The organism is Akkermansiaceae bacterium (assembly GCA_024233115.1).
Taxonomy (GTDB): Bacteria; Verrucomicrobiota; Verrucomicrobiia; order Verrucomicrobiales; family Akkermansiaceae; genus Oceaniferula.
Window position 1 is genome coordinate 583562 of sequence record JACKQB010000003.1, and the last position, 25412, is coordinate 608973.

Consider the following 25412-nt stretch of genomic DNA (forward strand, 5'->3'; position numbering starts at 1 on the left):
CGGGGTGAAGATAGAAAGGTAGCCAGCTACTTAGGGCGAACATTTTTTATATCCTGGTTCACTACTGTGAGCAACGCCCCCAGTTCCTTGAACAACTGCTCGGTGACCTGGGATTCGGTCGTTGAAAAAGCGGTATATTCAGGGTTTAGATCGAATAGCTTATTCTCCGCTACCCAGTGTTTTTCCATCGCATGATAAACGGGAATCTGCAGAGCCATCACCACTGAGGCTAACAGATACACCTTGATAATCAACTGACCACGCACCGCCTTTGCAATCGAATACTGCACCTCAATCGGCTTTCTCAGCATGGCGACAAACGGAGTCGCTAACAGCAGGAGCATGGCCATTCCTTGAAAACTGAACACGCACATCAGGTTTTTCTGCACGCCAAAATCGAATACACCCACAAGTCCGAAGAGCGGTATGGAAACAAGGATAAGTATCACGGCCGCCCAGATCATCCGTGGTGCCGGCATGACCTGAAGGGGCAGCACCTTCTTCAATCGGTGTGAAATGGCGAGTATCGGAGCTAACACTAACAGCAAGAGCAGGCCAGCGGACTGCCCTGCCGGCATCAGCATGGCAGTGTATCCCGGATTGTATCGCCGCACACTCATCACAGTATCCGTGCCATTCACAAGCCAGTAAAATCCGACCGGGGCAAGCACTCCCCAGCACACCACGCAGGTCCAGTCGCGCCACGAAAACAAGCACGCAAGCCTCTGGCCAAGCTTTCGGATCAAGCCATTGCTGCGGTAGCGCCAGAGGGCGGCAAACAGGCTGCACAACAACATCAATTTCCATTGGACCGCGGAAACCATCCTGCCCCAGAAGGCATGATCTGAGAGTCTGTCCGGTTGTGTGTCGGGTATGGGGATTGCACTGGCGTCGTTGACTTGCTTATGCAATACGGGTAGCCCCATAGCAGAAAGCATCCCACCCTCTTTGATCAACCCATCACCCCAATCGTCCAGTTTTGCCTGTTCGTCACGGGCATCCTTTTCATCTAACATCCTAGTATCGAGGTCCGTAAAGTACTGCTCCAATGCACCCAGTCCACACGCTTTGGCAGCAGCCGCAAAATCCTTGCATGGCGATTGGATGGTGGCCCGCAACACCAAGCCATCGATCAAACTTTGCCCTGATCTTTGCAGATGCCGGCAGTAAAGCAGCCAATCGGCGATCAGTCGCTGCAAGGCGGCGGCATCCTTCTCCTGCTCGCACCGGTAAGCCTCCGCTCGAATAACATCGGTGACCTTCATCAATGGCAAGCTAGGGGTCATCTGGGATGACAGGTAGACAACAGGCAAAAGCCGGGACACCCAGTCGTGACCATCCCTCTGCAGCAATGGCAGGCGTCGCTGCATCATCTCTTTGGTATAATTGTTACACATCGGCATGCTTGCCACCTTGTGGAACATGGCCACCGCCTCGCGATGCAGCTCTACATCCGTGATCGCCTGATGCGTCCTGGCTACCGCAGGAGCGGCGGGCGGTGTTGGGACAGACGCCCCGCGACGACCACGCCTTGTGCTTCGTGAACGACTTCTTGATGGATAAACCCGCTCCGTACAATCATCAGCTACCACGCCGATGTGCAAGAGCTGGAAAATCGCGTTGTCCGGGTCCAGCGCTTTGCCGGTTTCCAGCATATCTTCAGGGTAGGCGCTATACTCCGACCGGTAAGCGGACAGGTATTCGATATAAGCCCCCACGTTCTCTGGCTCGGCATGCCAAAATGCCTCACGCCGACCAACCTCGTCCGGCACATCCGTATCCCCGAAAAGCAACAGCCTTTCCTCCTTGCCCAGATCATGAAAATAGTAAGTCCATGGCTCATACTCACGTGATGGTATCGGCATCCCCATAAAGCTGTCACCACCTATGATCCCGGCCATGCGGTAGAGGTGATAGGCTGGAACCAACACCATCAACAACCCGGCGACTATCAGTGCCACGGGAATTGCCCATCCCCACCACTGGGGCCGTCCGTCAGAGGCTTCCATCTTCCCGGATGCCTCGGCCATGAGCTTTTCATCATTGGAAAGCTGGCTCTCCAGCAGACTTTGTGCAGAATACCTCTTTTCGATATCCTCTCCAGAAACCTGGCTCGCCCGATCAAGAAACCTGGATTGAGTTTCGCTCATGTTTTTAGATCTATCCGCTGTCCCTTTAAGACTCAAGGCGTAAAGAGTCCACTACCGCCAAAACCAACATGATGGGCCGGGCAACAAGGGGGACCCTGATAGAAAAAAACGCCGCCGGGAGTGACCTCCCGACGGCGTGATGATTGAATGATTGTCAGTAGCGTTATGCTTACTTCTTGTCAGAGCTCGGGCTCCATTCCTCGGATGATCCAGTGGATGCGAGGTTGAAGGCGTGCTCGAGACCAACGAGGTCACCAGACGGACGCAGGGTCTCGAAGCTGGCGGACTCTTTCTCGAGTTGCTCTGGGTCGTAGTTGACTGCCTTGATGGAAAGACCGATGCGACGCTCGACTTTGTCCACCTTGATGACGCGGGCTTCGATTTCGTCGCCCACCTTGATAACATCCTTGACCTTCTCCACATGGTCCTCGCTGAGTTGCGAGATGTGGATGAGGCCGTCGATGTCGTTCTCAAGGTTCACAAAGGCACCGAAGCTGGCGATCTTGGCAACCGATCCCTTAACGAGATCACCCACCTTGAAGCTGTTTTCGATTTCCGACCATGGGTCGCCGTCAAGCTGCTTGACACCAAGGGAAACACGCTGGTTTTCCTTGTCGATGCTGAGCACGATAGCCTCGACCTCGTCGCCCTTCTTGATGACCTCGGACGGATGGTTGATCTTGCGGGTCCATGAGAGGTCGGACACGTGGATCATACCGTCGATACCTTCCTCCATACCGAGGAACGCGCCGTAAGGTGTGAGGTTGCGCACCTCGCCCTTGACGGTTGCACCGATTGGGTACTTGGCTTCGAGTTCGTCCCATGGGTTGACTTCGAGCTGGCGTACGCCGAGGGAGATCTTCTGTTCCTCGATGCTGATACCGAGCACAACGGCCTTGATTTCCTGGTCGAGTTCGAGCACGTCGCTCGGGCGGTTGATCCGCTTGACCCAGGAGAGTTCGGAGACGTGGACAAGTCCTTCGACACCGCTTTCCATCTCGATGAATGCACCGTAGGGAAGAAGCTTGGTGACCTTTCCGGTGACTTCGGTGCCGATCGGGTAACGGGCTTCGATGTCTTCCCATGGGTTTTCCTCCATTTGCTTGAGGCCGAGGGAGACTCGCTCCTTGTCGCGGTCGACGTCGAGGATAAGCACCTCGAGTATCTGGCCGATGTGGAGAAGGGCGGACGGGTGGCTGATACGCCCCCAGCTCATGTCGGTGACGTGAAGCAGGCCGTCCATGCCTTGAAGGTCGACGAATGCACCGAAGTCGGTGATGTTCTTGACCTGCCCCTCCACCTTGTCGCCCACCTTGACGGACTGGAGGAAGTTCTGGCGCATTTCAGCACGCTCGCTCTCGATCACTTCACGGCGGGAAAGAACGATGTTCTTACGCTCGTCGTTGACCTTGACGATTTTAAATTCGTAAACCTTGCCAACGTATTCGTTGAGGTCCTTGGGCGGGATGATGTCGACCTGCGAGCCGGGAAGGAATGCTTCGACACCGACGTTGACCATCAGGCCGCCTTTGACAGCGCTCTTGATCTTGCCTTTGACGAGTCCACCTTCGTGGTAAACGGCGACGATTTTTTCCCAGTTCTTGCGGTGTGCGGCTTTCTCTTTGGAAAGCACGACCATTCCCTCGTCGTTCTCGAGTTTCATGAGAAGCACTTCGACTTCGTCACCTACTTCGATTTCCTCGTCTTCAAATTCGGAGGATGGGATGGCCCCCTCGGATTTGTATCCGATGTCCACGAGGACAACCTGGGGTTTGATAGCGATAATGGTTCCGTTGACAACGGATCCTTCTTCGAATACGCGGAACTTTGAGTCGATCAAAGATTCCAGTTCTGCTGTAGCAGTCATTTTGTTTTTTGTTGGGTTAAGGTTAGGTTCCTTGGTTAATTTCTTTCCAGTTTTCCTGCTTCCGTATGTTAAACTTGGCAGGTGCCCCGGGGAATGCCGATGGGAACGGGGCGCCAACACCCACCGGCTGAAAGAAAATCAGAGGCGGGAAGTTACAAAAATCCCCCTGATTGGCAAGAAGAATGCCCGTCTTTCTGAAAACGCGCGAAATACGACAACTCGTTCACCCTCAGCCACTTCATAAACTTAACCCGACTATTCACCTGTCACATTGCGAGCCAAGGTCAGCCGAATCCTGATTTTAACGTCCTTTCCGTAGCGTTTTCTGGCAATCACGCGAAACTGCTCCACCATGCCGCCAGGTGGGAACCCGGGGCCCCAAGGTGGATCTCCAAGTAACCCGGCTGGTTGTTTTTATGAATCATCTGAGCCGAAACGACCGTGTATTCCATCCCGGAGACGGAGCTTTGCAGGTTAACTTTTGCCAACCTATCCCAGCTTGAGCAACCACGTGCGCCCTTCCTTTGTTTCGCGCGCCCATTTTTTGGCCGCGCTGACATTACTCCTATGGCCCATATGGAGCATTCCTGCGATCCACTCGGTTCCCACCAGCGTTTGCGTAGCAAGCCAAGCGGCCAACGCCTGTTTTTCAGGCGAGAGTTTCAACATGCCTTCCAGTTGCTCTGGCTCTAGACCGAGCTTCTCCATTCCTTCATCAAGCAGTTTGACAGCCTCCGCCTCTCCGTGTTCTCTTACCGCTGCACCCATAAGGCTTTCACGCTTTTTATCCTTCAAGACACTCTCCGCCTTATCTAACATTCTTTGCCTGAAGCCTCCGTCTCCAAGACACCAGCCACGCCTCAGCTCCTCGTAGCCGATACCAGGCTCCGCTCCCTGCACCTCCTCTCCACGCGCGTCCATATACTTGCCGTAAGACTCGCGTCCCGCGGTGTTGTCTTTGAAGCTGTAACTTTCCAACACCTTGTCCACCACCAGCCAGCTCGGGCGTTTAGCCTTCCAGCCACAATACAAATCGACACTGCTCCATGGATAGTCGCGCAACCTCTCCCAGCGTTTGCCCTCACCTGTCATCCCCGCTCTAGCAGGATTGAGATGGATGTAATCAGAGACGACTTGAAAATAGTTCTCGTCGCGTTGCTCGCTGTTAATGAGCTGTGCCTTGTAACGCCCCTGGTAAAGATGCCCACGCCTTCCCTGCCATGCGTTGATCCTCTGTGTGTAGGTGCCTTGAAACCATTTCATCCCGTCCACAAGGTTCCCCTCGGGCGTCTCCAGCATCATGTGGTAATGGTTGCCCATCAGCACATAGGCATGCACTAACCAGCCTGATCGTATGCACGCCTCGTCGAGGGTATCGAGGAATTTTTTACACCCATCATCACCAAAGAAAATGTCTCGTCCGTTGTTGCCGCGACACATCACATGATACATCGCTCCTTCGTATTCTATCCTTATCGGTCGCGCCATGCACAACAATCAATCAGGGTTTTGCTGCCCCGTCAATCCACAATCCACGGACTGACCCCTCTCCGGACTGACCCCTCTCCGAAACAAAATCCCCCTGCTGAACCACAGCCTGAGCGGTAAACACTCAGCTCATATCTGAATCGTTCAAGATGTGAGGCGGTCTCGGCTTGTATGACTTTGCATATTTTGCTTTATTGGGATCATCGAAAACCACTCCCTGCTATGTGCCGATTACTATTCCTCCTGTTGTCTCTTTCTCTTTGTTTGCAGACCCTCGCTGCGCCACCAGTCATTACCAATGTCCGGGCTTCCCAAAGGCCGGGGACGAAGCTGGTGGATATTTATTACGACTTGTCTGATGCGGATGGCGACTTGCAGGAGATTCGAGTCCAGGTTTCAGGTGATGGTGGTTTGACCTACACGATTCCTGCTTCCACTTTCACAGGTGCCTATGGGCTAGGGGTCTCTCTCGGGGTCAATCGTCATGTCGTGTGGAATGCTGGAGCCGACTGGGACGGCAACTTCATGGATACCACAAAGGTCCGTGTCACCGCATTTGATGGTACAACCCCGCCAGCGCCTCCAGGGATGGCTTACATCCCGCCAGGCCAGTTTCAGATGGGTGATACCTTTCAGGAAGGTGATAGCGATGAACGGCCACTCCACATGGTGACTGTGTCCGGTTTCTTCATGGAGTTGAAGGAGGTGACGTATCAATTATGGAGCGACGTCTCGACTTGGTCCCGCCTACATGGATACAATTTTTCTGGGCCTCAAGGCGCAGCGCTGCAACCTGAGCAGGCGGTAACCTCTCTCTCATGGTACAGTGCTGTGCGGTGGTGCAACGCTAGATCTGAGATGGAAGGATTAGAGCCGGTCTACTACCTTGATGCCTCCTTAACGGAAATAATGAGATCCCAATCAGGAAGTATTTGGCACGCCCACATGCATCCGACGGCCAATGGATACCGACTACCGACGGAGGCGGAGTGGGAGCGCGCTGCGCGAGGTGGACTTCATGGGAAACGGTATCCAAACGGAAATAGCATCGCGCTTGATGATGAGAATTTCCTTGGAAGCGGCGACCCCTGGGAGTCTTTCGACCCGCCGGTCTCGCCACCTGCTCAGTACGCCCCTAATGGCTTCGGAATCTTTGATTTGGGAGGTAATGTCTCCGAACACTGCTTCGATCTCTACGGAAGCGATTTCTATGGGTCAGACGAGAACATTGACCCAACCGGTCCGTCAACTGCTTCGGTGAAGATCAACAACAGTGGATCTAGAGCCCACGTCGCGCGTGGAGGGAACTTCCGAGGTGCACCCGATTCCGCTCGAGTTGCGGGACGATTTTGGACGGACTCCCCAAACTGGAGTGAGTTTGTCGGGCTTCGATGCGCTCGAAGCGTGGCCCCTAATCCGTAAGAACATGGTTGGTTAACCATGGCAAAGCAATGATAAGATTTCACACCATGAACACGGCCATTGTAATAGCTACTACCACAGCAGAGATTGTTAGCGTAGGGGAGTTTGTAGTTGTTTAACTTCGCATATTTTGCTTTGTTGGGATTGTAGAAAACCACCCCCTGTTATGTACCGATTGATATGCCTCCTGTTGCCTCTTTCTCTTTGTTTGCAGACTCTTGCTGCGCCACCAGTCATTAACAATGTCCGTGCTTCACAGAGGCCGGGGACAAAGTTGGTGGATATTTATTATGACCTGTCTGATGCCGATGGTGACTTGCAGTTAGTGCAGGTGGCCGCATCATCGGACGCTGGCCTGACTTACGGGATTCCCTGTGTGACGCTGACTGGTGCGGTGGGAGCCAATGTTAGCCAAGGCACAAACAGGCACATTGTTTGGAATGCGGGTGCCGACTGGGATGGCAACTGGGTGGCCCAGTGCAGAGTCCGAGTGACGGCGCATGACGGCACGACTCCGCCGGCTCCTCCTGGGATGGTATATATTCCACCAGGGCCGTTTCAGATGGGGGATAATCTCGATGATGGATCAACAGATGAGCTTCCAGTTCACACAGTTCAGCTCAGTGGCTACTTCATGGATAAGAAGGAGGTGACCAAAGAATTATGGGAGCAAGTCAAGGCATGGGGGAATAATAATGGCTACTCAATCGCTGGAGGTGCTGCCAAGGCAAGCGGTCATCCTGTGTATGGGGTAAATTGGTATAACGCGGCAATATGGTGCAATGCTAGGTCGGCAAGGGAAGGGCTGACTCCGTGTTATTACACGGATGAAGCACAGACGATTATTTACAAGGGAGGCTCAGTCAACCTAACAAATACCATGGTAAAGTGGAGTGCTAATGGATACCGCTTGCCCACAGAAGCGGAGTGGGAAAAGGCCGCTAGAGGAGGCAGAACTGGACAACGGTTCCCTCATGGAAACACTATAAGCCACTCAGATGCAAATTTTGCCAATAGCGGGAACGAGCCTTATCAGTCAGGAACTACCGGTTTCCATCCGGCATATGTCCCCTACTCCCCGTTTACCTCGCCAGCTGGTTCATTTCCGCAAAACGACTATGGCCTTTTCGATATGGCAGGCAACGTTCCTGAATGGGTTTGGGATTGGTACGATGGAGCATTTTATGGAAACTCTGATAGTCTAAATGACCCCGTAGGTCCCCAAACGGGTTCAAGTCGGGCGATACGTTCCGCCGACTGGAGAGACTATGCGACAAATTGTCGATGCTCAGATCGGTATGCCCTTATCCCTTCGTCAAGCAGCTGGAATACTAACAGTCCCCGCCGTCTTGGTTTCCGAGCCGTCCGTAAGTAAGTAATCACAATCTGTATCAGGATACCCATGAGAATCGATCTGCTAGTCGTTACATTGCTTGTGCTGGGCCGTGTTCATGGGGGGACAACAGAAGCGGAGTCGAGTGTGTTCTCATTCGACACCCGTGACTCGTCAGGAACCACTGCGTCCGTATCGAATGTCTTTGGGGTGGATGCACGTGACCTTGGTAATGGAGACAGCCAGGCATCAGGTACGTTTGCCCTGAATACGGTAAGCGGTGCTCCTGTAGAACTGGAAATTGTCGGGCCCTCCCAAGTTGCCTCTGGCAGTGTGACCAGCTATGCGGTGAAATGGCACACCGCGACATCGGTGCTGGATGTGACAGACAATGTGCGCTGGAAATTCCTGACGGGGGCGCCCGGGAATACGGGAATGGTTCCGCCTAATTTCTATGCAGGGGAAACGCCGATAGGTGCAGCCACGACGATTGTGGCGTCCTACATCGGCCCCAATGGTAAAGGTATGCAATCAGCCCCATTCACCATCACCATCCTACCCCGAATGCAAGTGGCACTGGGAACAAGCAACCCGGGAGGGCAGCAGGGAGTCCGGCTGTTGGATGCCGGCGTGGAAGGAGCCTCAGGAGCAACGACCATCAACTGGGATTTAGACGGTGACGGCCAGTTTGACGATGCCACAGGGGCAACTGTAACCCGTGATTACGGCACATGGACAGGAACCACAACGGTGAAGGTAGAGGTGGTGGATGCCCAGGGAAACCGCAGGATCGAGGAACGGCAGGTGGTTCTAAACAAGGCACCTGTAGCGAATCAACCGGTTGTTAAACCTGCCTACGACCCCACAGGCTTTGACCTTTACCTGCCCGATATTGCGAAATCTAATTTTGTGTTTAATGCTGGGGGTATTACTCGGCGCGATAGCGGTCTGGTGGTGATTGCCCATGGACTGTATTCGGGTGCAGACAAAGCTTGGCTTGGGGAGATGGGGCGAGCCATTGAAAATAGATGTGGGTATGAAGGGATAGATCCTCCAGATATTGCGCTTATGGACTGGTCGTCGCTTGCGGGGAACCCCTCGGAACTTCCTTTTTGGCTGAGGTTTTCAATCCAGACATTAGTAGAAGAGAGTATAAAGAGCGGCGATGGCCTTACCGCAGCTGTCGGCGTGGGTACTGGCGCGGCAAGTACCATTATTAACTTTGGTTTCGATCTCTACTGGGTCAGGGAATTTGGTCTCATTACCGGGCAGCAACTAGCAAACTGGATCTATATGAACAGCTCGATAGGTGGGGCTCCCCAAATCAACAAGACCAAGCCGATTCACCTGATCGGCCATAGTGCAGGAGGCTTTGTAGTGGGGGAGGCAGCCAAATTTCTCAAACATCCAGCCAGTGGTCATGCCCAAGTGTTGGTGGATAGGGTGACCATGCTTGATACACCATTTGTAGAAAGATCCCATATCGCTTCAGGTGCGAAAAATTACCCTAATCCCGGAGTTGCCGAGCGCTATATTTCATCCAAGTGGGGAGGGCTGAGTTTGGGAGGGCTGCTTACTTTTCCAAACAGTTATTACCGTCGTGTCAATGTATGGAGTGCGGGGGTGCCGCTCTTTAATCTGGCATCACATGGGTATGCGCATGACTGGTACACGAAGCACACAATATGGGGTGATACGATATTGGATCGTCTCGAAACAGACGGATTTTATCATTCCCCTATCATAAATGAGAATACTAGAATACAGAACAAAGGCTCAGCCTCAGCGTCATCTTTGACTGTCCAGTCATCCATGAAGCAGCAAGCGGCTGCCGTAGCCTTGCCTGATGTCTTACCAGCGGCATGGCAGACATTTGGCAACGCCGTCGAGTCAGCAGGGACGTGGACGGCGACGGAAGCCGATGATGCGGGGATGTGGTCGGATATTTCAATCACAGCAACGAGTAAGACGCTGGCCTTCGACTTTCATTTCAGTGGATCGGGCGATGGAGATTTTCTGGCAGTGCACCTTGGTGATCTGCCGGTCTTGTTCCGTGGGCTCGATTTAAGTTTGTCGCGTGACTCGTGGTTGCCTGTAGAGATACCTCTGGATTTGATTCCGGTAATGGATGGCAAGCTGGTGTTCACCTTGGTAAGCCGGGGCGAAGTCAATGCCCAGGTGCAGGTGCGTAACATCCGTATCATCCAGAGCGACGACGCCGATGAAGACGGGTTGACGGTGGATGAGGAAACCCTCGCCGGAACCGATCCTCGCTCATACGACAGCGATGGTGATGGCCTGAGCGATGGCGAAGAAGTCAATACCCACCTCACTGATGCAAACCGGAAGGACAGTGATGGTGATAATCACTGGGACGGTGATGAGCTACGTGCAGGTACTGACCCGCTGCAGAATGGTTCCTATTTCCGTATCCATGCTCTTACACGTGAGCCAACCGGGACTATAACCATTCGCTGGCCCGGCAAGGTGGGGAATCGTTACACAGTGTATCGATCTCAGGAACTAGGGACTGGAAATCTGGATGTCATGGAGACAGGAATAGAAGGTGAGGAGCCGGAAATGACGTGGTCGGATGACAATCCCCCTGCGGGTCATGCATTCTACTGGGTGAAGTATGAGTAGCTTTTGAGCATAGTGCCATTCAAGCCTAACTGATCAATACATGGTTCGTGTCTTTAGGTATTTAGGCAAATGGCCCAAAATATATTTGCGTGGAAATACATAGAGGCTATTTGTGGTAGTAAATGGCAACGGTTTACCTTAGAAATGGGATCTACTACGCTAAATTCGTTGATGAGAACGGGAAGCGTACGAGTAGGAACACCGGGGTGTCTAGGAAGCGTGAGGCGCAGCGTATTGCGGCGGGGATGGAAGCTGATGCTCTTGAGTTGCGTCGAAATGGCCAGAAGATGCAGCGGGCAGTAAGCGATCCGTGAAGAGCCTTCTGAGTAGGCTTGATATTCACGATGAAAGTGTGGTATGTGTGACACTTTCAGTTTTTTCCGATAGCCGCTATCAAGCTGCTGCTTCTTTTTCTTCGTCCAGTGTCTTCACCCACGCAGCGGGGAGCAGTTTGTGCAGGTCGTCCTGGTTGGTCATGGTCAGGAGTTTTTCAAAGACCCATTTCAAATGCGCGTAGGGGTCTTTGCCGAGGATGCGGCAGTTCTCCACCATGGTGTAGAGCACGGCACTGCGCCAGCCGGTTTCCCCGCCTCCGATGAAGAGCCAGTTCTTGATGCCTATTTTTGTGGGACGCACGCCGCGTTCGACGGAGTTGTTGTCGATGTGAACCTCCCCGTGGTGAAGGTAGACGATGAGTTTGCTCCACTGGTTCAGTGCATACGCCGCCGCCCCACCCAGGCCGCTTTTGGGCAGGTGTTTGTTTTTAACTTTGGTGATGAGGTGGTGGAGGCGTTTGGTGATCAGGCGGCTTTGCCGTCGTCGGTAGTATTTGCGGACTTCAGGAGCCGAGTCCTTATATTTTCCTCGATCCGGTAGAGTTGCTGGATGAGGCGCAGGATCTTTGCCGCAAGCAGGGGTCTTCCTCCAGTTGTCGTAAAATTTGCGACGGGCGTGTGTCCAGCACCCCGACTGGGTGATGCCTTCGTTGTCGCCGGCCCATTTGTTGTAGGCACCGTGGCCGTCGCTCTGGAGGATGCCCCGGAAAGTATCTTCTTCGTATGCGTTTCCGAGGATGGCGGCGAGGCAGCTGGAGTCGCGGCCTGTCTGCCAGTCGTAGACGATGGTGTTGTGCGCGGGGTTCTGGTAGAGCCAGAGGTAGCCTTTTCTTGTACTGCCGTGTCCGGGGCTGAGGTAGTCGATGGGGGTTTCATCGGCTTTGACGTAGCTGCTTTTCCGGAGGTCGCTGACGAGGAGTTTCCAGAGGGGCTGGAGGAGGTCTGCGCCGACTTCCATCCAGTGGCTCATGGTGTTGCGGGGGATGTTGATGCCGTAGCGACGCGACATGATTTACTCCCTGCCGCAGAGAGCGGGAGGTGGTCGCAGTATTTGCCGGTGACGATGTGGGCCAGCAGCGAGGGGGTGAGGATGCTGCCCTCGAGGATGGTGGGCGGCAGGGGCGCGGTGTGGATGCTTGGTATGGCCTCGTTCTTTTTGACGTAGGTGGGCCGGATGATGAGTCGGCGGGTGTAGCGGCCGGGTTCGACATCGAGCCGCTCGCTGGTGCGCTGGCCTATGCGGCGGTAATCCCCCGGGTTGGCGCGGACTTCATCGGGGATGATGACTTCCTCGACGGTGGGGAGGTTGGCGGGCAGCCGGGGTTCGCGGGGCTTGCGCTTACAGACAGGTTTGAGCTCGCGCTTGAGTTCTTCAGCCGCCTGTGCGTCCTCTTCGCAGTCGGCGGCGCAGGGCTTTTTTGCCGCGTCGGGGTCGAGAAGGAGTTCAAGCTGGGCGGGGTCGAGCTTTTCGCTTTTGCTGCCGTAGATGATGCGGATGAGATGGTCGACCTTTTTTTCAAGCAGGGCGATTTGCTCGCGCTGGCTTTCTATAATCTCACGCTGTGAGGCGATGATTTTGTCTTTGTCCTCCTCCGTTTGGCTCACATACTAACAACGTAAGCGGTAATGGGGTCAGGCATAGAAATGGTGCATCTTAGGAAAGGGGTCAGTTGGCATGAAAGGCGGTAGCGAAGAAGCCCGATAGCTGCGATAATGGTAGTGAAGGACTAACAACCACCTTCGCACAGAAACCATGAACCAGCAAAACTACTACAGCATGGGCATCGACGCGCATAAGCGTTTTTGCCAAGTCCACGTCCAAGAAGCCCGGGCGACCATTTCTTTTCGACCGAAAGAACCGTGAGGTGACGGCTCCGGGTGGCGATCATACAGACATTGACATCAAGTGTGCCGCTGTCGGCGAGAGCATCCGATATCATGGCCCACTGTGGATCATTTCCAACCATGGCAGCACTCCATGGCAGCCATACAAGATCATCTGCCCCCCTGTGTTCGGTGCCTGATTCCACCCAAAGGATATGCAGCACCGCGCCAGTGGCTTTCGCGATGCGGACACCCCAGCGTGCCATGGCAGCCGCCTCGGATTGTTTTCTAATAACTAACAGCATGAGGACATCACTTGCCGAATTTACGGTCGAGTTCGTTGAGGGAAATATGGATCAGGGTAGGCCTTCCATCCGGGGTGCAGTAGGGCAGATCACAGGCGAACATCGAGGCTAACAGAGCCTCGGCATGGTCAACCCTGCATGGTTCCCTACGCCCAATACGCCGTGCAAGCCCCGCCGCAAAGGCCTCGTAGGCCATCGCCTTTCCCTTGCGGGTCCCCGCTGTTTCGTGAAGCTCATCGACGAGTTCCAGAAGAAAGCCCCTCACATCAGAGACTTTGAGAAAGCCTGGCAGGCTGCTTACCTTGACCGTACTTCCGCCAAAGGACTCCACGGTCATACCGGCATCGGCAAAGTGATCCGAATGTCGCATCACAAGATCCGCATCCAGTGCTTCCAGCTCCAGTAATTCGGGGACAAGCAAGCCCTGGGAATCGATTCCCCCGCCATGTTCTGAATGACCTCCCCTATTGAGAAGCTGCTCATAGACCACGCGTTCCCTGGCTGCCACGGGATCGAGGAGCACCACTCCCTGCTCGCCTTCAAGCACAATATACCGGTCGTGCAAGGGGCCTATCAGATTAAACGCAGGCCTCTCCACCCACTTCCGGCCTGATTGGTTGGCGAGATCTTCCTGCCGCTCGGTTTTGTGTGGAAATGGGCGGGGGGCGGATGCCGGAGAAAAGGGTGCGGGTGGATGATACGGGGGCGGTTTCCCGACATCCCCCCCATCAGCACGCCTACCTTGAAACACAGGATCAGGCTGGGGTGGGACAGGGGGAAAAGGGGAAAAAGGGGGGGGAGTTTGGTTTTGGTGCTCAACAGGAGCCACCGGCTTGGGTGGCTTTGGCTGCAGAGCCTGCTCGACGGCACTCGCCACCAGAGCACGAACTTCATGGGGGCGATGAAAGCGCACCTCACGTTTGGCAGGGTGCACATTGACATCCACCAATGCGGGGTCCATTTCCAGCCATAGCCAAGCGGCGGGATAAGAGCCATCCGCAATCGCACCACGATAGCCGTCCCGGATGGCGCGTGACACGGCAGCATCCTCGATGGGCCGTCCGTTGAGGAACACAAACTGCTGTCGGCGCCCCTTACGCGCGTATTCGGCTGGAAGCAGGTAACCTTTGAGCATCATTCCCCTACCCTCAGTATCCGGAACCTCGATCAGTTTCCCCGCTGCATCAGAGCCGGCCAGACCGGAGATCCGCACGCGCCAGTCCTTGGTGCCCGCCAGATCAAACACAGTGCGACCGTCCCTGACCATCGTGAAGCGAACCCCGGGAGACGCCAACGCATGAAGCCTGACCTGGTGCTCGACGTGGGCGGACTCCGTGGTCTCGGCGCGGAGAAACTTGCGTCGGGCCGGGACGTTGAAAAAGATTTGTTTCGCCTCCACGGTGGTTCCCTCGGGCACACCGGCATCGCGGACGTCCTTGAGGGTGCCACCATCAACGACGATTTCCGTACCGGCCACACTGCCTTTTTCCCGCGTGCAAATACGGAACCTGGAGACACTGGCAATACTGGGAACCGCCTCACCACGGAAGCCCAGGGTAAGGATTGTCGCCAAGCCCTCACTATCTTGCAACTTGCTGGTTGCGTGGCGTTCGAGCGAGAGCAGGGCGTCCTCGCGGCTCATGCCGCAGGCATCATCGGTGACGCGCACCAGGGCCGCCCCGCCGCGCTGGATCTCCACGGTGATGTGCCGGGCACCGGCATCAAGGCTATTTTCCACCAGTTCCTTCACCACACTGGCCGGGCGCTCAACAACTTCCCCGGCCGCCACCTGGCTGGCGAGGATGTCATCGAGAACGCGGATCTTGGGCACTTCGGGAAATGGGTGATTAAAAATTGAACAAATGAACAATTGCCTGCGGCAACAAGAGTCTAAGTGGAGCCTGTGGCAATAGCCAATAGTAGTTTTTCACTTCATTGGATTTTTTCATTGTCGATTGTCGGCGATCCACTATCCATTGACCCACAATCCGCAATGGCACGAGATCCACAACCCACATTCATGGAACGTATGGCCAACAGCAGGCCCCCGTGGTTCTGGTGGTTTCTGACGCTGATACTGGCATCATGTTTCGCCACACTGTGCTGGTCGCTGTGTATTGCCATATTCAACAATCCAGAGGAGCCCCGCAATTATGAGATCCTGCGGAAGCTGGGTCGGCTCCCCGAGCACAAGGCATACACGTCCCAGACCGCGCCCAAGCACCCGACCACCTCGGCACAGACGCTGAGAAAAAGCTACCTTGTCTTCTCTGATGAAGAGCTGGCAACGATCAACCGCAGTCTCTTGCACAGCTACCTGACCAATTTCCGTGAAACCACCTTCTGTACTTACTTGGAAGGCGATTACCAGGTTGTCGGCACGCGCAAGCTAACCAAGGACGATTTTATCAGCGAGGGTTTTGCCGTGGAACTCCGGGCCTACATCCAGCCGGATGAATTCAGCGATCCGGCACCCTATCCCGTGATTGCGGAAATCATTTTCCCCACCCCTTATGCCAATTCCTACAAAGGGTTTCACAAGGGAGACATGCTTGAGCTGGGTATCACCCCTCAATTTGCCTCCCTGCTGCATGTGGGAAAGATCATCCAGGAAAATGATGATACCATCGTCGTAGTCACGGCGGTCAGTCTGGCCAGCAGGTTGCGCCCGCCGCACGAAGGCCCGTTTGATCTGGTGCCGCCGAAGGAAGTGAACCTCGATGCGAAGTTCCCCGTGTTCGGGAAATAAAAAAGCCTCCACCCTCTTGAGGATGGAGACCTGGTTGATGGATGGATGCGGGCAGGGATGCCCACGCTCCCTTCTAGCCGTAGATGGCCTCTTCACAAAGAGCTTCCTCGATACGGAGCAGCTGGTTGTATTTGGCAATCCGGTCGGAGCGGCTCATGGAGCCGGTCTTGATCTGGCCGGCGTTGGTGGCCACGGCGATGTGGGCGATGGTGCTGTCCTCGGTCTCGCCTGAACGGTGCGAGATCACGGAGTTATAGCCATTGACCTTGCCAAGCTCGATGGCATCGAGAGTCTCGGTCAGGGTTCCGATTTGGTTCACCTTGATGAGGATGGAGTTGCCGACACCGAGGTCGATTCCCTTCTGGAGGAAATCCACGTTGGTGACAAAGAGATCGTCGCCGACGAGCTGCACTTTGTCGCCAATCTTGTCGGTGAGAACCTTCCAGCCATCCCAGTCGTTTTCATCACAACCGTCCTCGATGGAGTCGATGGGATATTTCTCACAAAGCTCGGCGAGGTAAGCCGCCTGCTCCTCGGAGTTACGCTTGGCGCCGCCTTCGCCTTCGAACTTGGTGTAATCGTATACACCGTTCTCGAAGAACTCGGAGGAAGCACAGTCGAGCGCAAAGGTGATGTCTTTGCCGACAACGTAACCTGCTTTTTCAACCGCAGTGCAAAGTGTGTCGAGGGCGTCTTCCGTGCCTTCGAACGTGGGAGCAAAACCACCTTCGTCACCGACAGCGGTGCTGAGGCCGCGGTCGTGGAGGACTTTCTTGAGGTTGTGGAAAACCTCGGCACCCATACGGATGGCCTCTTTGAATGAAGGGGCACCGACAGGGCGGATCATGAACTCCTGGAATGCGATGGGAGCGTCGGAGTGCGAGCCACCGTTGATGATGTTCATCATCGGCACGGGAAGCACCTTGGCATTGGGGCCACCGAGGTATTTGTAAAGAGGCAGACCGACAGCGGCTGCCGCGGCACGGGCGCATGCCAGTGACACACCGAGAATGGCGTTCGCTCCGAGGTTCTTCTTGTTAGGTGTGCCATCGAGCTGGATCATGGTCTTGTCGATGAAGGTCTGGTCGGTGGCGTCCTGCCCGAGCAGGGCTGGTGCGATTTGTTCGTTGACGTTGGCGACAGCCTTGAGAACGCCTTTCCCGAGGTAACGGGCTGGATCTTCATCGCGCAGTTCACATGCTTCATGCTCACCAGTGGAGGCACCGGATGGGACGGCAGCGCGGCCAAAGCCACCTCCTGCGAGGTGAACGTCAACTTCTACAGTGGGATTTCCGCGCGAATCGATGATCTCGCGGCCAATAATGTTAGTAATAGTCGTGTCGGACATTAGTTTGTTTTTTGTTAGGAAAAGAGATAGTGGACGGGCACGCGCCTCATTCGATCGAACCGGGCGTGCGGCCCCGGAGAGCAGCATCGTTTACTTGTAGGCCTCGATACTTTTCAGGGTTAGGTAACGGTATTTTTCCGTTTCCATATCGCGGACCTCCATACGGTCGCCTGGCTTGGCGCCCATGAGGGTCATACCGATTTCAGAGAGGTAGGAAACGATGTTTTCTTCCGCCACGGAGTCCCACGCACCAAGGATGGTGTAGGAAACCGGCTGGCCTGCGTCATCCTCGAGATGGACGATGGTTCCGATATTCACGCTGGAGGTATCCGCACCTGAGAAGTCGGTGGCCTGCACGTGGGCAAGTTCTTTCTCCAGCTGGGACTTCCGGCGCATCAGCACAGCCTGCATCTGCTTGGCCGCCTTGAATTCAAAGTTCTCACGCAAGTCACCGTAGGAGCGGGCCACGGCGATCTCCCTGGTATTCTCGGGAATTTTCACCTTGGCCAACTCATCGAGATCCGCTTCGCGCTTGGCGATACTTTCGTGTGAGGAAATGACCCCCTCGATCTTCTTCTCGAACTCACCGGTCACCAGATCCTGGGTTTCAGGACGGGCTTTGATCACCCGGGCCATCAATGATTTGCGATCCAGGTCGGTAAAGACCGGGCTAGCGTAAAGCTTGCGACCAAACTGGCGGGCCTCCGCCTCACCGGCGTCAGCCAGGAGGTCGGCGATGAGTGTTTTATCATTCATCAGCATGGTGCGGAGCCTGGCGCTCTTGCTTGGGCCGTCGGCGACGTGGTCACGCTCAAGCAGGTTGAGGACCGAGTTACCGACCTCGAAGGTAAACACCTCGGCGGATGATTTTTCGCGTTCACGGCAGATCCAGATCAGGGCGTCAGGTCCCAGGCTGCGGTTGGCGATCGATTTTCCCAGATGGGAATGAAACTCCTCGTCCGCCCCGTTTTCCTGGAGATACTTGGCGATCTCGGTGACTCCTCTTGAGCCAACCTCGTCGAACACCTTGAGCATTTCCTCAGGCCATGTCTCCCCAAAGGCACTAGGAAAGCTTTGGAAAATACTGCGTTGGGTGGCGGCGGAGCGCCCCTTCAGACTACCGACCAGGCGTTCTTGCTCGGTATGAATGACATCGGCCAGGCGGAGGTCGCTATCGGCAAGTTCGATACCGGCGAAATGATGGGTAATCTCGTCGCGGGCTACCAGGAACTCGAGCACCAGACTGAGATGCAGCTTGCGTCCCTTGAGGCAGAAGGCATTGATATCGTCAATGAGGCCCTTGATCTGGGACTGGTCCTCCTCGAAAACCGACAGGTTTTTGCGGATGTTCTCCAGCGCCTTGACCTTGACCTTGGGGTCGCGTGTATCGGTGAAATCGGCCACCAGTATCTCAGCCGGGCTGAGTGATTCCCCACGGAGGACAAGCGGGTCCGTGCGTTTGCTGGGTACGGAGAAGATATGGCTTTCGCGCAGTGCCTTTTTGGCTTTTTCCCACCATTTCTTGTAATGTTTTTCGGGGACCACGCTGCCGCAGAGTTCACGATCCAGTTGATCGAGCATCATGCTGTCACCGTGGCTGGCGAGGGTTCGCTTGACGAGTTCGGCGGGATCGTTGTCGACCAATTCCCGTAATTCCTCGATATTCTCGAGTTTGCGAGCACTGAAGTGCTCCGGTTCAAGGGGTTCGGTTTTCTGGATGGCAAACTGGAGCGCCATCTCCTGGTCGGGTTGTTTTTCAAAATCGATGACGACTTTGCCACGTGACAAGTCCCAGCTTTTGACTTTTCCCGCCCCCCAATTTTTATGAGTGCAGAAGTTTCCGGGAGATATTTCTGACAATCTCTCTCCAACGGCCTGCGGGATTCTTCCCGCCTCTACGAGCTTCGCTACGTCTGGATGCATGGCTCCAGCATGGAAAGGCCAAGCCGAAATAGCAACCCTATTCTCTTGTTCTGATGAATCAAGATTATTATTCTCTATTCGGATCCTGCTTTGGCGGCCTACTCACCACCCGCAATCCGCTGTTTGGGGGTCGGGACACGGCGGACGCGGGGCAATCGGCGGAGCCTGATAGACTCCTCCAATGACCGCTGGAGTATGGGTAAACGGCTGCGCCAGGCGATCGGAACCCGCGAGATGGCCTCGGCATCGCCCACCGGACCGTTGTAGGTCTCCACGCCTTGGCTGGTTTCAACGTGCAGCCATGGTTTGCCTTCCCTGAATATCAGGGTGGCCGTGCCATTGTTGTCGCTGATGGATGCGGAGCGGTCCTCGTAGCTGATGACACGCATTGGCAGGGCGGGGAAATCGGCGGCATGACCGTTTGAATCCCCCTTTGAGTATCCCCCCTGGGAAGCCTCTGCCGGGGCGCCGGGAAACGGAGGGGTGATCGCGATGTCACCTGGTTGCATGTGGGCCGGTTTGCTGGCCTGAAGCAGAAGTGTCGCGCTCTTCTCCACCCCCGAGTGGAAGTAAGAGACAGTGACCTCATCGCCCGGGCGGTGGAGCGCGAGCAGGGTCATCAGTTGGTTTTCATTGATCAACAGCTGGTCACCCAATTTCCAGATGACATCCATGGGCTTCAGGCCGGCCACATCGACCGTGCCTCCAGCGGTGACGCTCTGGAGAAGAAAGCCGGTTCCACGCGGCAACCCGGGGAGCTGGGCGTAGACAGCGGCACCGGGTTTTGCGACGGTGACACCGAGTTGCACAGCCTTGGTTTGCAATGGATTCAGCTGGCCCGGGATGGGGGGGACAGGAGCCGTCGACTGGGCGGCCAGGGTAAAAACACTGGCGCACCACACAGCGAATACCTGCCGCCATGGTTTGACGAGGGAAGTGGAATTCATTCGTTTGTTGGGGTAAAGGCTCATATTAAAACTCGGTTACGGGGATGGTGACCACTTCCTGGCGAGGTTGGCGAAGTGTGATGACGGTGCCTGTTTCCGGATCGCGGACCAGTTCTTCGTCGGTAACATGGTAGCGGTAGCGGAAATGGGGAATACTGCCGTCGTCGGGAATAATCAGTCCGTCATCCTCACTCCCGTCGATCCGGTTGGTGGTTTTTAAAACAACAAGAACCGGGTTATTCCAGGCCTCCGCCGCAGGATGGTTGCTTGCAAGAGATGGGTTTGACGGCGCTTCCCCGGGCTTGAACATCACCGCTGGCACAGCAAGCAATGCCAGTGCGGCAGTCGCCTTCCATGGCCAGTTGCCCGTTGTGTCGGCCGGGACGCCCCCTGGTTCCACGTCGGGATGAGGGGTGACCCTCGCGAGTTGATCGATGGTTTCCTCAAGCCTCCCTTGTCCGGCTTCGCTGACGGAAGGTGGAACCAGACGGTTCAGCTTATCTTCGATGGATTGGAAATTACCCATGGCCTTGGTGTTTGAGGATTTCAAGTTTCCGTTCCAGTTGCTCCAGTGCGTAGCGATATCTGGAGGCTGCGGTGTTGGGGGATATGGCCATGGTCTCGGCGATCTGGCCGAAGGTGAGGCCACCCCATATTTTCAGGGTCACAACCTCGCGAAGCTTCTCGCCCAGGCCGTCGACAGCTTGGCGCAACATGACTGACTCCTCGTCATCCTCAGCGCTGGTATCGAGCCAGTAGTCCTCACGGTCATGGAGGAAAACAATCGTCTCCTCCTTGCGTTTTTTCCGCCCCTGTTTCTTGCCGTGGTCCATGGCGACAAAGCGCAGTACGGAATAGGCCAAGGGCAGGTCGGGAGGGGCGTTGTCGCGCTCTTCCTGATAACCCCAAAGCCGGACCAGGGCATCCTGGATCATATCTTCCGCATCCTCGCGGCACGAACAACGCTGACGGGCGTACATGTAAAGACGTGAGCTGTGCTCCCTGAGCCAGTCCTTCCATGCAGAGCTGCAATCCAGCCTTGCCTGGTATCCGTCGCTATCGGCCATCTAGTCTAATAATGCCATCAACCGGCTTATTTGTCTGTTATTTTATCCCGCCCTATTATCGCCAGAATCGCGCCATAAACATCCTCTGCCGATCTGATTTCACTATCATGCCGTGCAATCAACACCGGCTGTTCGGATACCGGCACCTTGTCCCTGCCGTGGGAACCTTTGACCAGGCCGGCATCCAGCGGAATCACATCAAGCAGTGCCCGGAAGCCCAGTTTTTTCTTGAGTAAAAACGCCGCGATCCTCGCTTTCGGAAACGGGAGTCCGGGATCGAGGAACAGCTCCACTGGATCATATCCTGGCTTGCGGTGGATATCGACACAGCGTGCGAAGTCTGGGGCCTTGGCATCATCGTTCCAATAATAATAGGTAAACCACGCATCCGCCTCAGCGACGGCGATCAAGTCCCCCGCCCTGTCCGTAGCCACCCCCTCACCCCACATGCCGGACGGTGTGCGCACCTCTTCCACGCCTTCCAATTGATCCAATAACCCGACGACCTCTGTGCGAATCGACGGATCGTTGATGTAGATGTGGGCTACCTGGTGGTCGGCCACCGCAAAGACCCGGCAGCCCCCGCAGTCGAGCGTTTCCAGACCAAGTTCATCCTTCACCTGGATCCAACCACGCCTGCGGAATTCCCGGTTGAGGTGGATCGCGCGATCCACCCGGGAAATACCATACTCGGAAAGCAGCACCACCTCGACACCATGATTCTGGTAGAAGGAAATCAAATCGCCTACGATCTGATCAATCGCCGCGAGCTCCGGAACGACCTCTACCGCATCAGGACCGTATTTCTGGAGGCAGTAATCGAGGTGTGGCAGGTAAACCAGGTTCAGAGTCGGACGCTCATGGTTTTCGATCCACTTGGCGGACTCCGCGATCCATTGCGACGATGCAATACCCGCCGCCGGTCCCCAGAATGAGGGAAAGGGAAACTCGCCGAGGTCGGACTTCATCCGCTCGCGCAGATCCATCGGCTGGGTATGGATATCAAACACCTTCCTGCCGTCCGCCGGATACATCGGCCTCGGGGTCACCGACCAGTCGGCGGTGGAATACATGTTATACCACCAGAACATCTTGGCGCAGGTGGCACCAGGATTTTCCGCGTGGAGCCGATCCCAGATCTTCTCTCCCCGCACCAGGTGGTTGCTCTGTTTCCAGAACCTGACCTCGGCGGCTTCGCGGTCATACCACCCGTTGCCGACGATACCGTGCTGGCCCGGCCCCTTACCGGTCAGGTAGGACGACTGCGCGGTGCACGTCACCGCAGGAAACGCGGGCGGGAACGAGTGGACAGCCGCCGAATCTGCAAACGCCCTGATCGCCGGTGTATGTGCCCCGATGAGACCTTGGGTAAGGCCTACGACATTGATGACTGCGACGCGGTTCATTCTCTGGGGTGCGGGTTCCTGACCTTCATAGCCTTGGCGGCGTAGGTTGTAACCCGCGACAGGATATGCACGTTGGTTGCCGCGGGTTGTAAACCCGCGCTCCACACACTACCTTCTCGTTGGGTATCGTATGGAGGGTCGCTTTGAAGCAGTGGGAATATCGCCTTTGGAGCTCGATTTTTTCCTTGGGGCAGCCGTCCTTGAGCCGGGTTTGGCAGGAAGTACACCATCCGCAAAATCACGGGTGGCGGGTGCAACATCGTAGCGGCGTTCCATATCGGATTGTGCTTCGTTTTGACTATCTTCGCCATCTACTATTTGCGGCTGTATAAAAACGAGGAGTTCACGTCGATCTACACTTTTTGTCGTCCGACTGAATAATCTTCCGACCCCCGGAATCCGGCTTAAAACAGGCACTCCATTTTTGGAATTGCGCTCCGTTTCTGTCACCAAGCCGCCAATCACTACAGTAGCGTTATTTTTCACGGTAACTGTAGTAGTCACGGTTTCAGTACCAATGGAAGGAACTGTTAAATCACCAACAGTTTGATCCTCACCGACTGTGTCATTGATTAAAGAGATACGGAGAGTCACCTCCTCAGCGGAATTTATTAAAGGAACCACTTCAAATCGAAGTAGCACATCTCTATACTCGATATTTGTACTTTGCCCAGTGGCACCACTGTTAAACTGGTTAGTTGGCACTGCTATACGTGTTCCTGAGGATATCACAGCCTTCCTATTGTTCGCTGTGTAAACCGTCGGCCTTGAAAGAATTTTAAAATCCGATCTTGTTTCAAGAGCTCGTAATACCCCGGTAAAATCATTAATTCTCCCATAAACATTGAGGCCTCTCACCAGATCACCGGCAGAAGCCGTATTCAAACCTGCATTAGAGAGTAGCTGCCCAAAATCAGGCAAAACGCCTCCACCTCCGGTTGAGCCTGCACTATCACGATCTCCGCCTCGACCAATAGCACCGAGACTGACTCCGATATCTGTACCGTTGCCCAGTGAAACTTCACCAAAAACGGTAGAAATCATGACCTGTTGGGGACGACCATCCAACTTGTCGATCAGCTCGGTGACGATTCGGATACTTTCTGGTGGGCCCTGAACCAATATGCTGTTAGCCAGGTTGTCGGCCACAATGAAAGTCTTTCCTACGACAATGGACTCAGGCACATCGCTGACGTTGAACTCCTGAACAGACTCCGCACTAGAAGAACCATTTGCAGCTTGTCCTGTTGATCGATTATTCTGTGTAGGTTGACTTCTATTTTGTGTACTTTGCTGGCGGGTGTTTGTCCTGGCACCGCCACCTTGTCCGGTGCTGCTTGAGGTATTATTCGCCTCGAGCGCGTCTGCCGCCACTTGCAGAAAATCACTGGCGATCATGAAACGCAAATTCTGCTTAATGAATGTATTTTTGTTCGGCGGGGCATCGAATTCTCGGGCGAGGCCTTCGACAAAAACAATATCCACAGGTCGTCCCATGATAAAGATCTTGTTCAAGCGTGGGCTGGCGACAATTTGCACCGGGATATCCTCTCCTGCCGCAGTGGTACTGCCGTCGACGGCTGTCGATGGTGTTGTTTTGACGCCGGGAACGGGAGGCCGATTGTTGGACGAGGTGCTGGTCCTGCCAGCGGTGGTGACACCAGCCGTGGTTTTGCGCTGCTGCTGGGCGTTCATGATTTCGTTGAGGGTGGCTGCGATTTCCTCGGAGTCCGCATATTTAAGGGCGACCCATGCCGTACCCACATTGCCCGTCGGTACATCGATGTATTTCTGCTGGTTGATCAGCTTGCGCACGAAGGCTGCTTTACCGGTGATCAGGACAGCGGATGCATTGGGGACAGGAGCGATTTTCGCCCCGGGATCGAGGCCATGAATACTCTGGGTAAAGGTGCGCACCGCTTCCTCCGGCTTGATGAAACCTAACTTCATGAAGTAGGAAATGTAGTCGTCCCCTTTCGGGATGTCATTGACATCATCAATGATGCCTTCCAGCTCGGCGGGACCATTGGAACCGGTTCCCTGTGCTTTAGGTAATAACTTCACTTCGTTGGCGCCACTTGGGACAAACACAAAACCTTCCATATCCAGAACCTTGACTAACAGGTTCGCCGCCTCACGGTTGGTCAGTGGCCCGCGTTGATAGAACCTGATTTCCAGATTCTGGGTCGCGGAACTGAGCAGTACGCGTTGACCTGTGTATTTGGTGTATTCATCAGCCACGTCCTGGTCATCCCAGTTGCTGCCATCAATCACCTGGCCGGCTTTGGCGGCCATCGCATCGGGCCCTGTCGCGGGTGCTGGCTGGGCGGCCGGGTTCACAGCAGGATTGACTCCGGGAATAGCGCCTGCGGGCAAACCGGGGATACCCGGGGCCGGAGGCGTTGCAGGATTGGGCACGGCCTCCGGCACCGGTGGCTTGGGCGAAGGAACCGTGGGCACCTTTGGCTCAACAGGCTTTGCAGCCGGGGTTCCGGCCGGGTTCACAGGGCCGGCCGGAGCGGCGGGTGTCTGGGCATGCAGCGAAAGAGCCAGGCCCAGGGAGATGAGAACAGGGATAAATAATTTCATACGTTTTTAGCGTGAT

The 25412-nt window shown here is 55.1% G+C and carries 18 protein-coding genes; 4 read left to right on the plus strand and 14 right to left on the minus strand.

Going from position 1 to position 25412, the window contains the following annotated elements:
* Positions 1-26: 26 nt before the first annotated feature.
* From H7A51_10470 to H7A51_10480, 3 genes are all read right to left on the minus strand, one after another.
* The gene (locus H7A51_10470; protein MCP5536640.1) at positions 27-2150 is read right to left on the minus strand and encodes a hypothetical protein; all 2124 of its coding nucleotides are present in this window, start codon (positions 2148-2150) and stop codon (positions 27-29) included.
* A gap of 169 nt (positions 2151-2319) precedes the next feature.
* The gene (locus tag H7A51_10475; protein MCP5536641.1) at positions 2320-4017 is read right to left on the minus strand and encodes a 30S ribosomal protein S1; all 1698 of its coding nucleotides are present in this window, start codon (positions 4015-4017) and stop codon (positions 2320-2322) included.
* Between the two features lie 489 nt (positions 4018-4506).
* Complete coding sequence (locus H7A51_10480; GenBank protein ID MCP5536642.1) at positions 4507-5505, minus strand: transposase; 999 nt, start codon at positions 5503-5505, stop codon at positions 4507-4509.
* Between the two features lie 222 nt (positions 5506-5727).
* Here H7A51_10480 and H7A51_10485 point away from each other — a divergent pair, with 222 nt between their 5' ends.
* The 3 genes from H7A51_10485 (at position 5728) to H7A51_10495 (ending at position 10903) form a co-directional block, all read left to right on the plus strand.
* Positions 5728-6927, plus strand: a complete 1200-nt coding sequence (locus tag H7A51_10485; protein ID MCP5536643.1) for an SUMF1/EgtB/PvdO family nonheme iron enzyme — start codon at positions 5728-5730, stop codon at positions 6925-6927.
* Between the two features lie 166 nt (positions 6928-7093).
* Entirely contained in the window at positions 7094-8302 is a 1209-nt protein-coding gene (locus H7A51_10490; protein MCP5536644.1) for an SUMF1/EgtB/PvdO family nonheme iron enzyme, read from the plus strand.
* Between the two features lie 27 nt (positions 8303-8329).
* A complete protein-coding gene (locus tag H7A51_10495; protein MCP5536645.1) occupies positions 8330-10903 on the plus strand; it encodes a hypothetical protein in 2574 nt (857 codons plus the stop codon).
* A gap of 393 nt (positions 10904-11296) precedes the next feature.
* Here the strand turns inward: H7A51_10495 and H7A51_10500 are convergent, their stop codons facing one another.
* The 4 genes from H7A51_10500 to mutL all read right to left on the minus strand — a co-directional run bounded on the left by H7A51_10500 (position 11297) and on the right by mutL (position 15198).
* Entirely contained in the window at positions 11297-12247 is a 951-nt protein-coding gene (locus H7A51_10500; protein MCP5536646.1) for an IS66 family transposase, read from the minus strand.
* Positions 12205-12843 carry a hypothetical protein gene (locus H7A51_10505; protein ID MCP5536647.1) on the minus strand — a complete coding sequence of 213 codons (639 nt, stop codon included), beginning with the start codon at positions 12841-12843 and terminating at the stop codon, positions 12205-12207. Before H7A51_10505 ends, H7A51_10500 begins: the two co-directional genes overlap by 43 nt.
* A gap of 122 nt (positions 12844-12965) precedes the next feature.
* Positions 12966-13367 (minus strand): hypothetical protein, encoded by a 402-nt coding sequence (locus tag H7A51_10510; protein ID MCP5536648.1) that lies wholly within the window; start codon positions 13365-13367, stop codon positions 12966-12968.
* Between the two features lie 7 nt (positions 13368-13374).
* Positions 13375-15198, minus strand: coding sequence for a DNA mismatch repair endonuclease MutL (mutL, locus tag H7A51_10515; GenBank protein ID MCP5536649.1), 1824 nt, complete (start codon positions 15196-15198; stop codon positions 13375-13377).
* A 162-nt stretch (positions 15199-15360) separates the two neighbouring features.
* Here mutL and H7A51_10520 point away from each other — a divergent pair, with 162 nt between their 5' ends.
* Positions 15361-16116, plus strand: coding sequence for a hypothetical protein (locus H7A51_10520; GenBank protein MCP5536650.1), 756 nt, complete (start codon positions 15361-15363; stop codon positions 16114-16116).
* A gap of 73 nt (positions 16117-16189) precedes the next feature.
* On the opposite strand, the gene eno is transcribed toward H7A51_10520, so the two are convergent.
* From eno to H7A51_10555, 7 genes are all read right to left on the minus strand, one after another.
* Positions 16190-17464 (minus strand): phosphopyruvate hydratase, encoded by a 1275-nt coding sequence (gene eno / locus H7A51_10525; protein ID MCP5536651.1) that lies wholly within the window; start codon positions 17462-17464, stop codon positions 16190-16192.
* 90 nt (positions 17465-17554) lie between these two features.
* Positions 17555-19387 (minus strand): GreA/GreB family elongation factor, encoded by a 1833-nt coding sequence (locus H7A51_10530; GenBank protein MCP5536652.1) that lies wholly within the window; start codon positions 19385-19387, stop codon positions 17555-17557.
* A 98-nt stretch (positions 19388-19485) separates the two neighbouring features.
* On the minus strand, positions 19486-20334 hold the full coding sequence (locus H7A51_10535) for a PDZ domain-containing protein (protein ID MCP5536653.1): 849 nt from the start codon (positions 20332-20334) through the stop codon (positions 19486-19488).
* Between the two features lie 25 nt (positions 20335-20359).
* On the minus strand, positions 20360-20884 hold the full coding sequence (locus H7A51_10540; GenBank protein ID MCP5536654.1) for a hypothetical protein: 525 nt from the start codon (positions 20882-20884) through the stop codon (positions 20360-20362).
* Positions 20853-21401 carry a sigma-70 family RNA polymerase sigma factor gene (locus H7A51_10545; GenBank protein MCP5536655.1) on the minus strand — a complete coding sequence of 183 codons (549 nt, stop codon included), beginning with the start codon at positions 21399-21401 and terminating at the stop codon, positions 20853-20855. Before H7A51_10545 ends, H7A51_10540 begins: the two co-directional genes overlap by 32 nt.
* 26 nt (positions 21402-21427) lie before the next feature.
* Positions 21428-22807 carry an alkaline phosphatase family protein gene (locus H7A51_10550; GenBank protein MCP5536656.1) on the minus strand — a complete coding sequence of 460 codons (1380 nt, stop codon included), beginning with the start codon at positions 22805-22807 and terminating at the stop codon, positions 21428-21430.
* Positions 22808-22915: 108 nt separating this feature from the next.
* Positions 22916-25396, minus strand: a complete 2481-nt coding sequence (locus H7A51_10555; GenBank protein MCP5536657.1) for a hypothetical protein — start codon at positions 25394-25396, stop codon at positions 22916-22918.
* Positions 25397-25412: the final 16 nt, after the last annotated feature.

Excerpts from the sequence above, each read along its gene's own strand:
- H7A51_10485 (MCP5536643.1), top strand. The coding sequence starts at position 5,728 with ATGTGCCGATTACTATTCCTCCTGTTGTCTCTTTCTCTTTGTTTGCAG.
- H7A51_10480 (MCP5536642.1), bottom strand. The coding sequence starts at position 5,505 with ATGGCGCGACCGATAAGGATAGAATACGAAGGAGCGATGTATCATGTG.
- eno (MCP5536651.1), bottom strand. The coding sequence starts at position 17,464 with ATGTCCGACACGACTATTACTAACATTATTGGCCGCGAGATCATCGAT.
- H7A51_10495 (MCP5536645.1), top strand. The coding sequence starts at position 8,330 with ATGAGAATCGATCTGCTAGTCGTTACATTGCTTGTGCTGGGCCGTGTT.
- H7A51_10555 (MCP5536657.1), bottom strand. The coding sequence starts at position 25,396 with ATGAAATTATTTATCCCTGTTCTCATCTCCCTGGGCCTGGCTCTTTCG.
- H7A51_10530 (MCP5536652.1), bottom strand. The coding sequence starts at position 19,387 with ATGCATCCAGACGTAGCGAAGCTCGTAGAGGCGGGAAGAATCCCGCAG.
- H7A51_10475 (MCP5536641.1), bottom strand. The coding sequence starts at position 4,017 with ATGACTGCTACAGCAGAACTGGAATCTTTGATCGACTCAAAGTTCCGC.
- H7A51_10510 (MCP5536648.1), bottom strand. The coding sequence starts at position 13,367 with ATGCTGTTAGTTATTAGAAAACAATCCGAGGCGGCTGCCATGGCACGC.
- H7A51_10520 (MCP5536650.1), top strand. The coding sequence starts at position 15,361 with ATGGCACGAGATCCACAACCCACATTCATGGAACGTATGGCCAACAGC.
- H7A51_10470 (MCP5536640.1), bottom strand. The coding sequence starts at position 2,150 with ATGAGCGAAACTCAATCCAGGTTTCTTGATCGGGCGAGCCAGGTTTCT.
- H7A51_10490 (MCP5536644.1), top strand. The coding sequence starts at position 7,094 with ATGTACCGATTGATATGCCTCCTGTTGCCTCTTTCTCTTTGTTTGCAG.
- H7A51_10545 (MCP5536655.1), bottom strand. The coding sequence starts at position 21,401 with ATGGCCGATAGCGACGGATACCAGGCAAGGCTGGATTGCAGCTCTGCA.
- H7A51_10535 (MCP5536653.1), bottom strand. The coding sequence starts at position 20,334 with ATGAATTCCACTTCCCTCGTCAAACCATGGCGGCAGGTATTCGCTGTG.
- H7A51_10550 (MCP5536656.1), bottom strand. The coding sequence starts at position 22,807 with ATGAACCGCGTCGCAGTCATCAATGTCGTAGGCCTTACCCAAGGTCTC.
- H7A51_10500 (MCP5536646.1), bottom strand. The coding sequence starts at position 12,247 with ATGTCGCGTCGCTACGGCATCAACATCCCCCGCAACACCATGAGCCAC.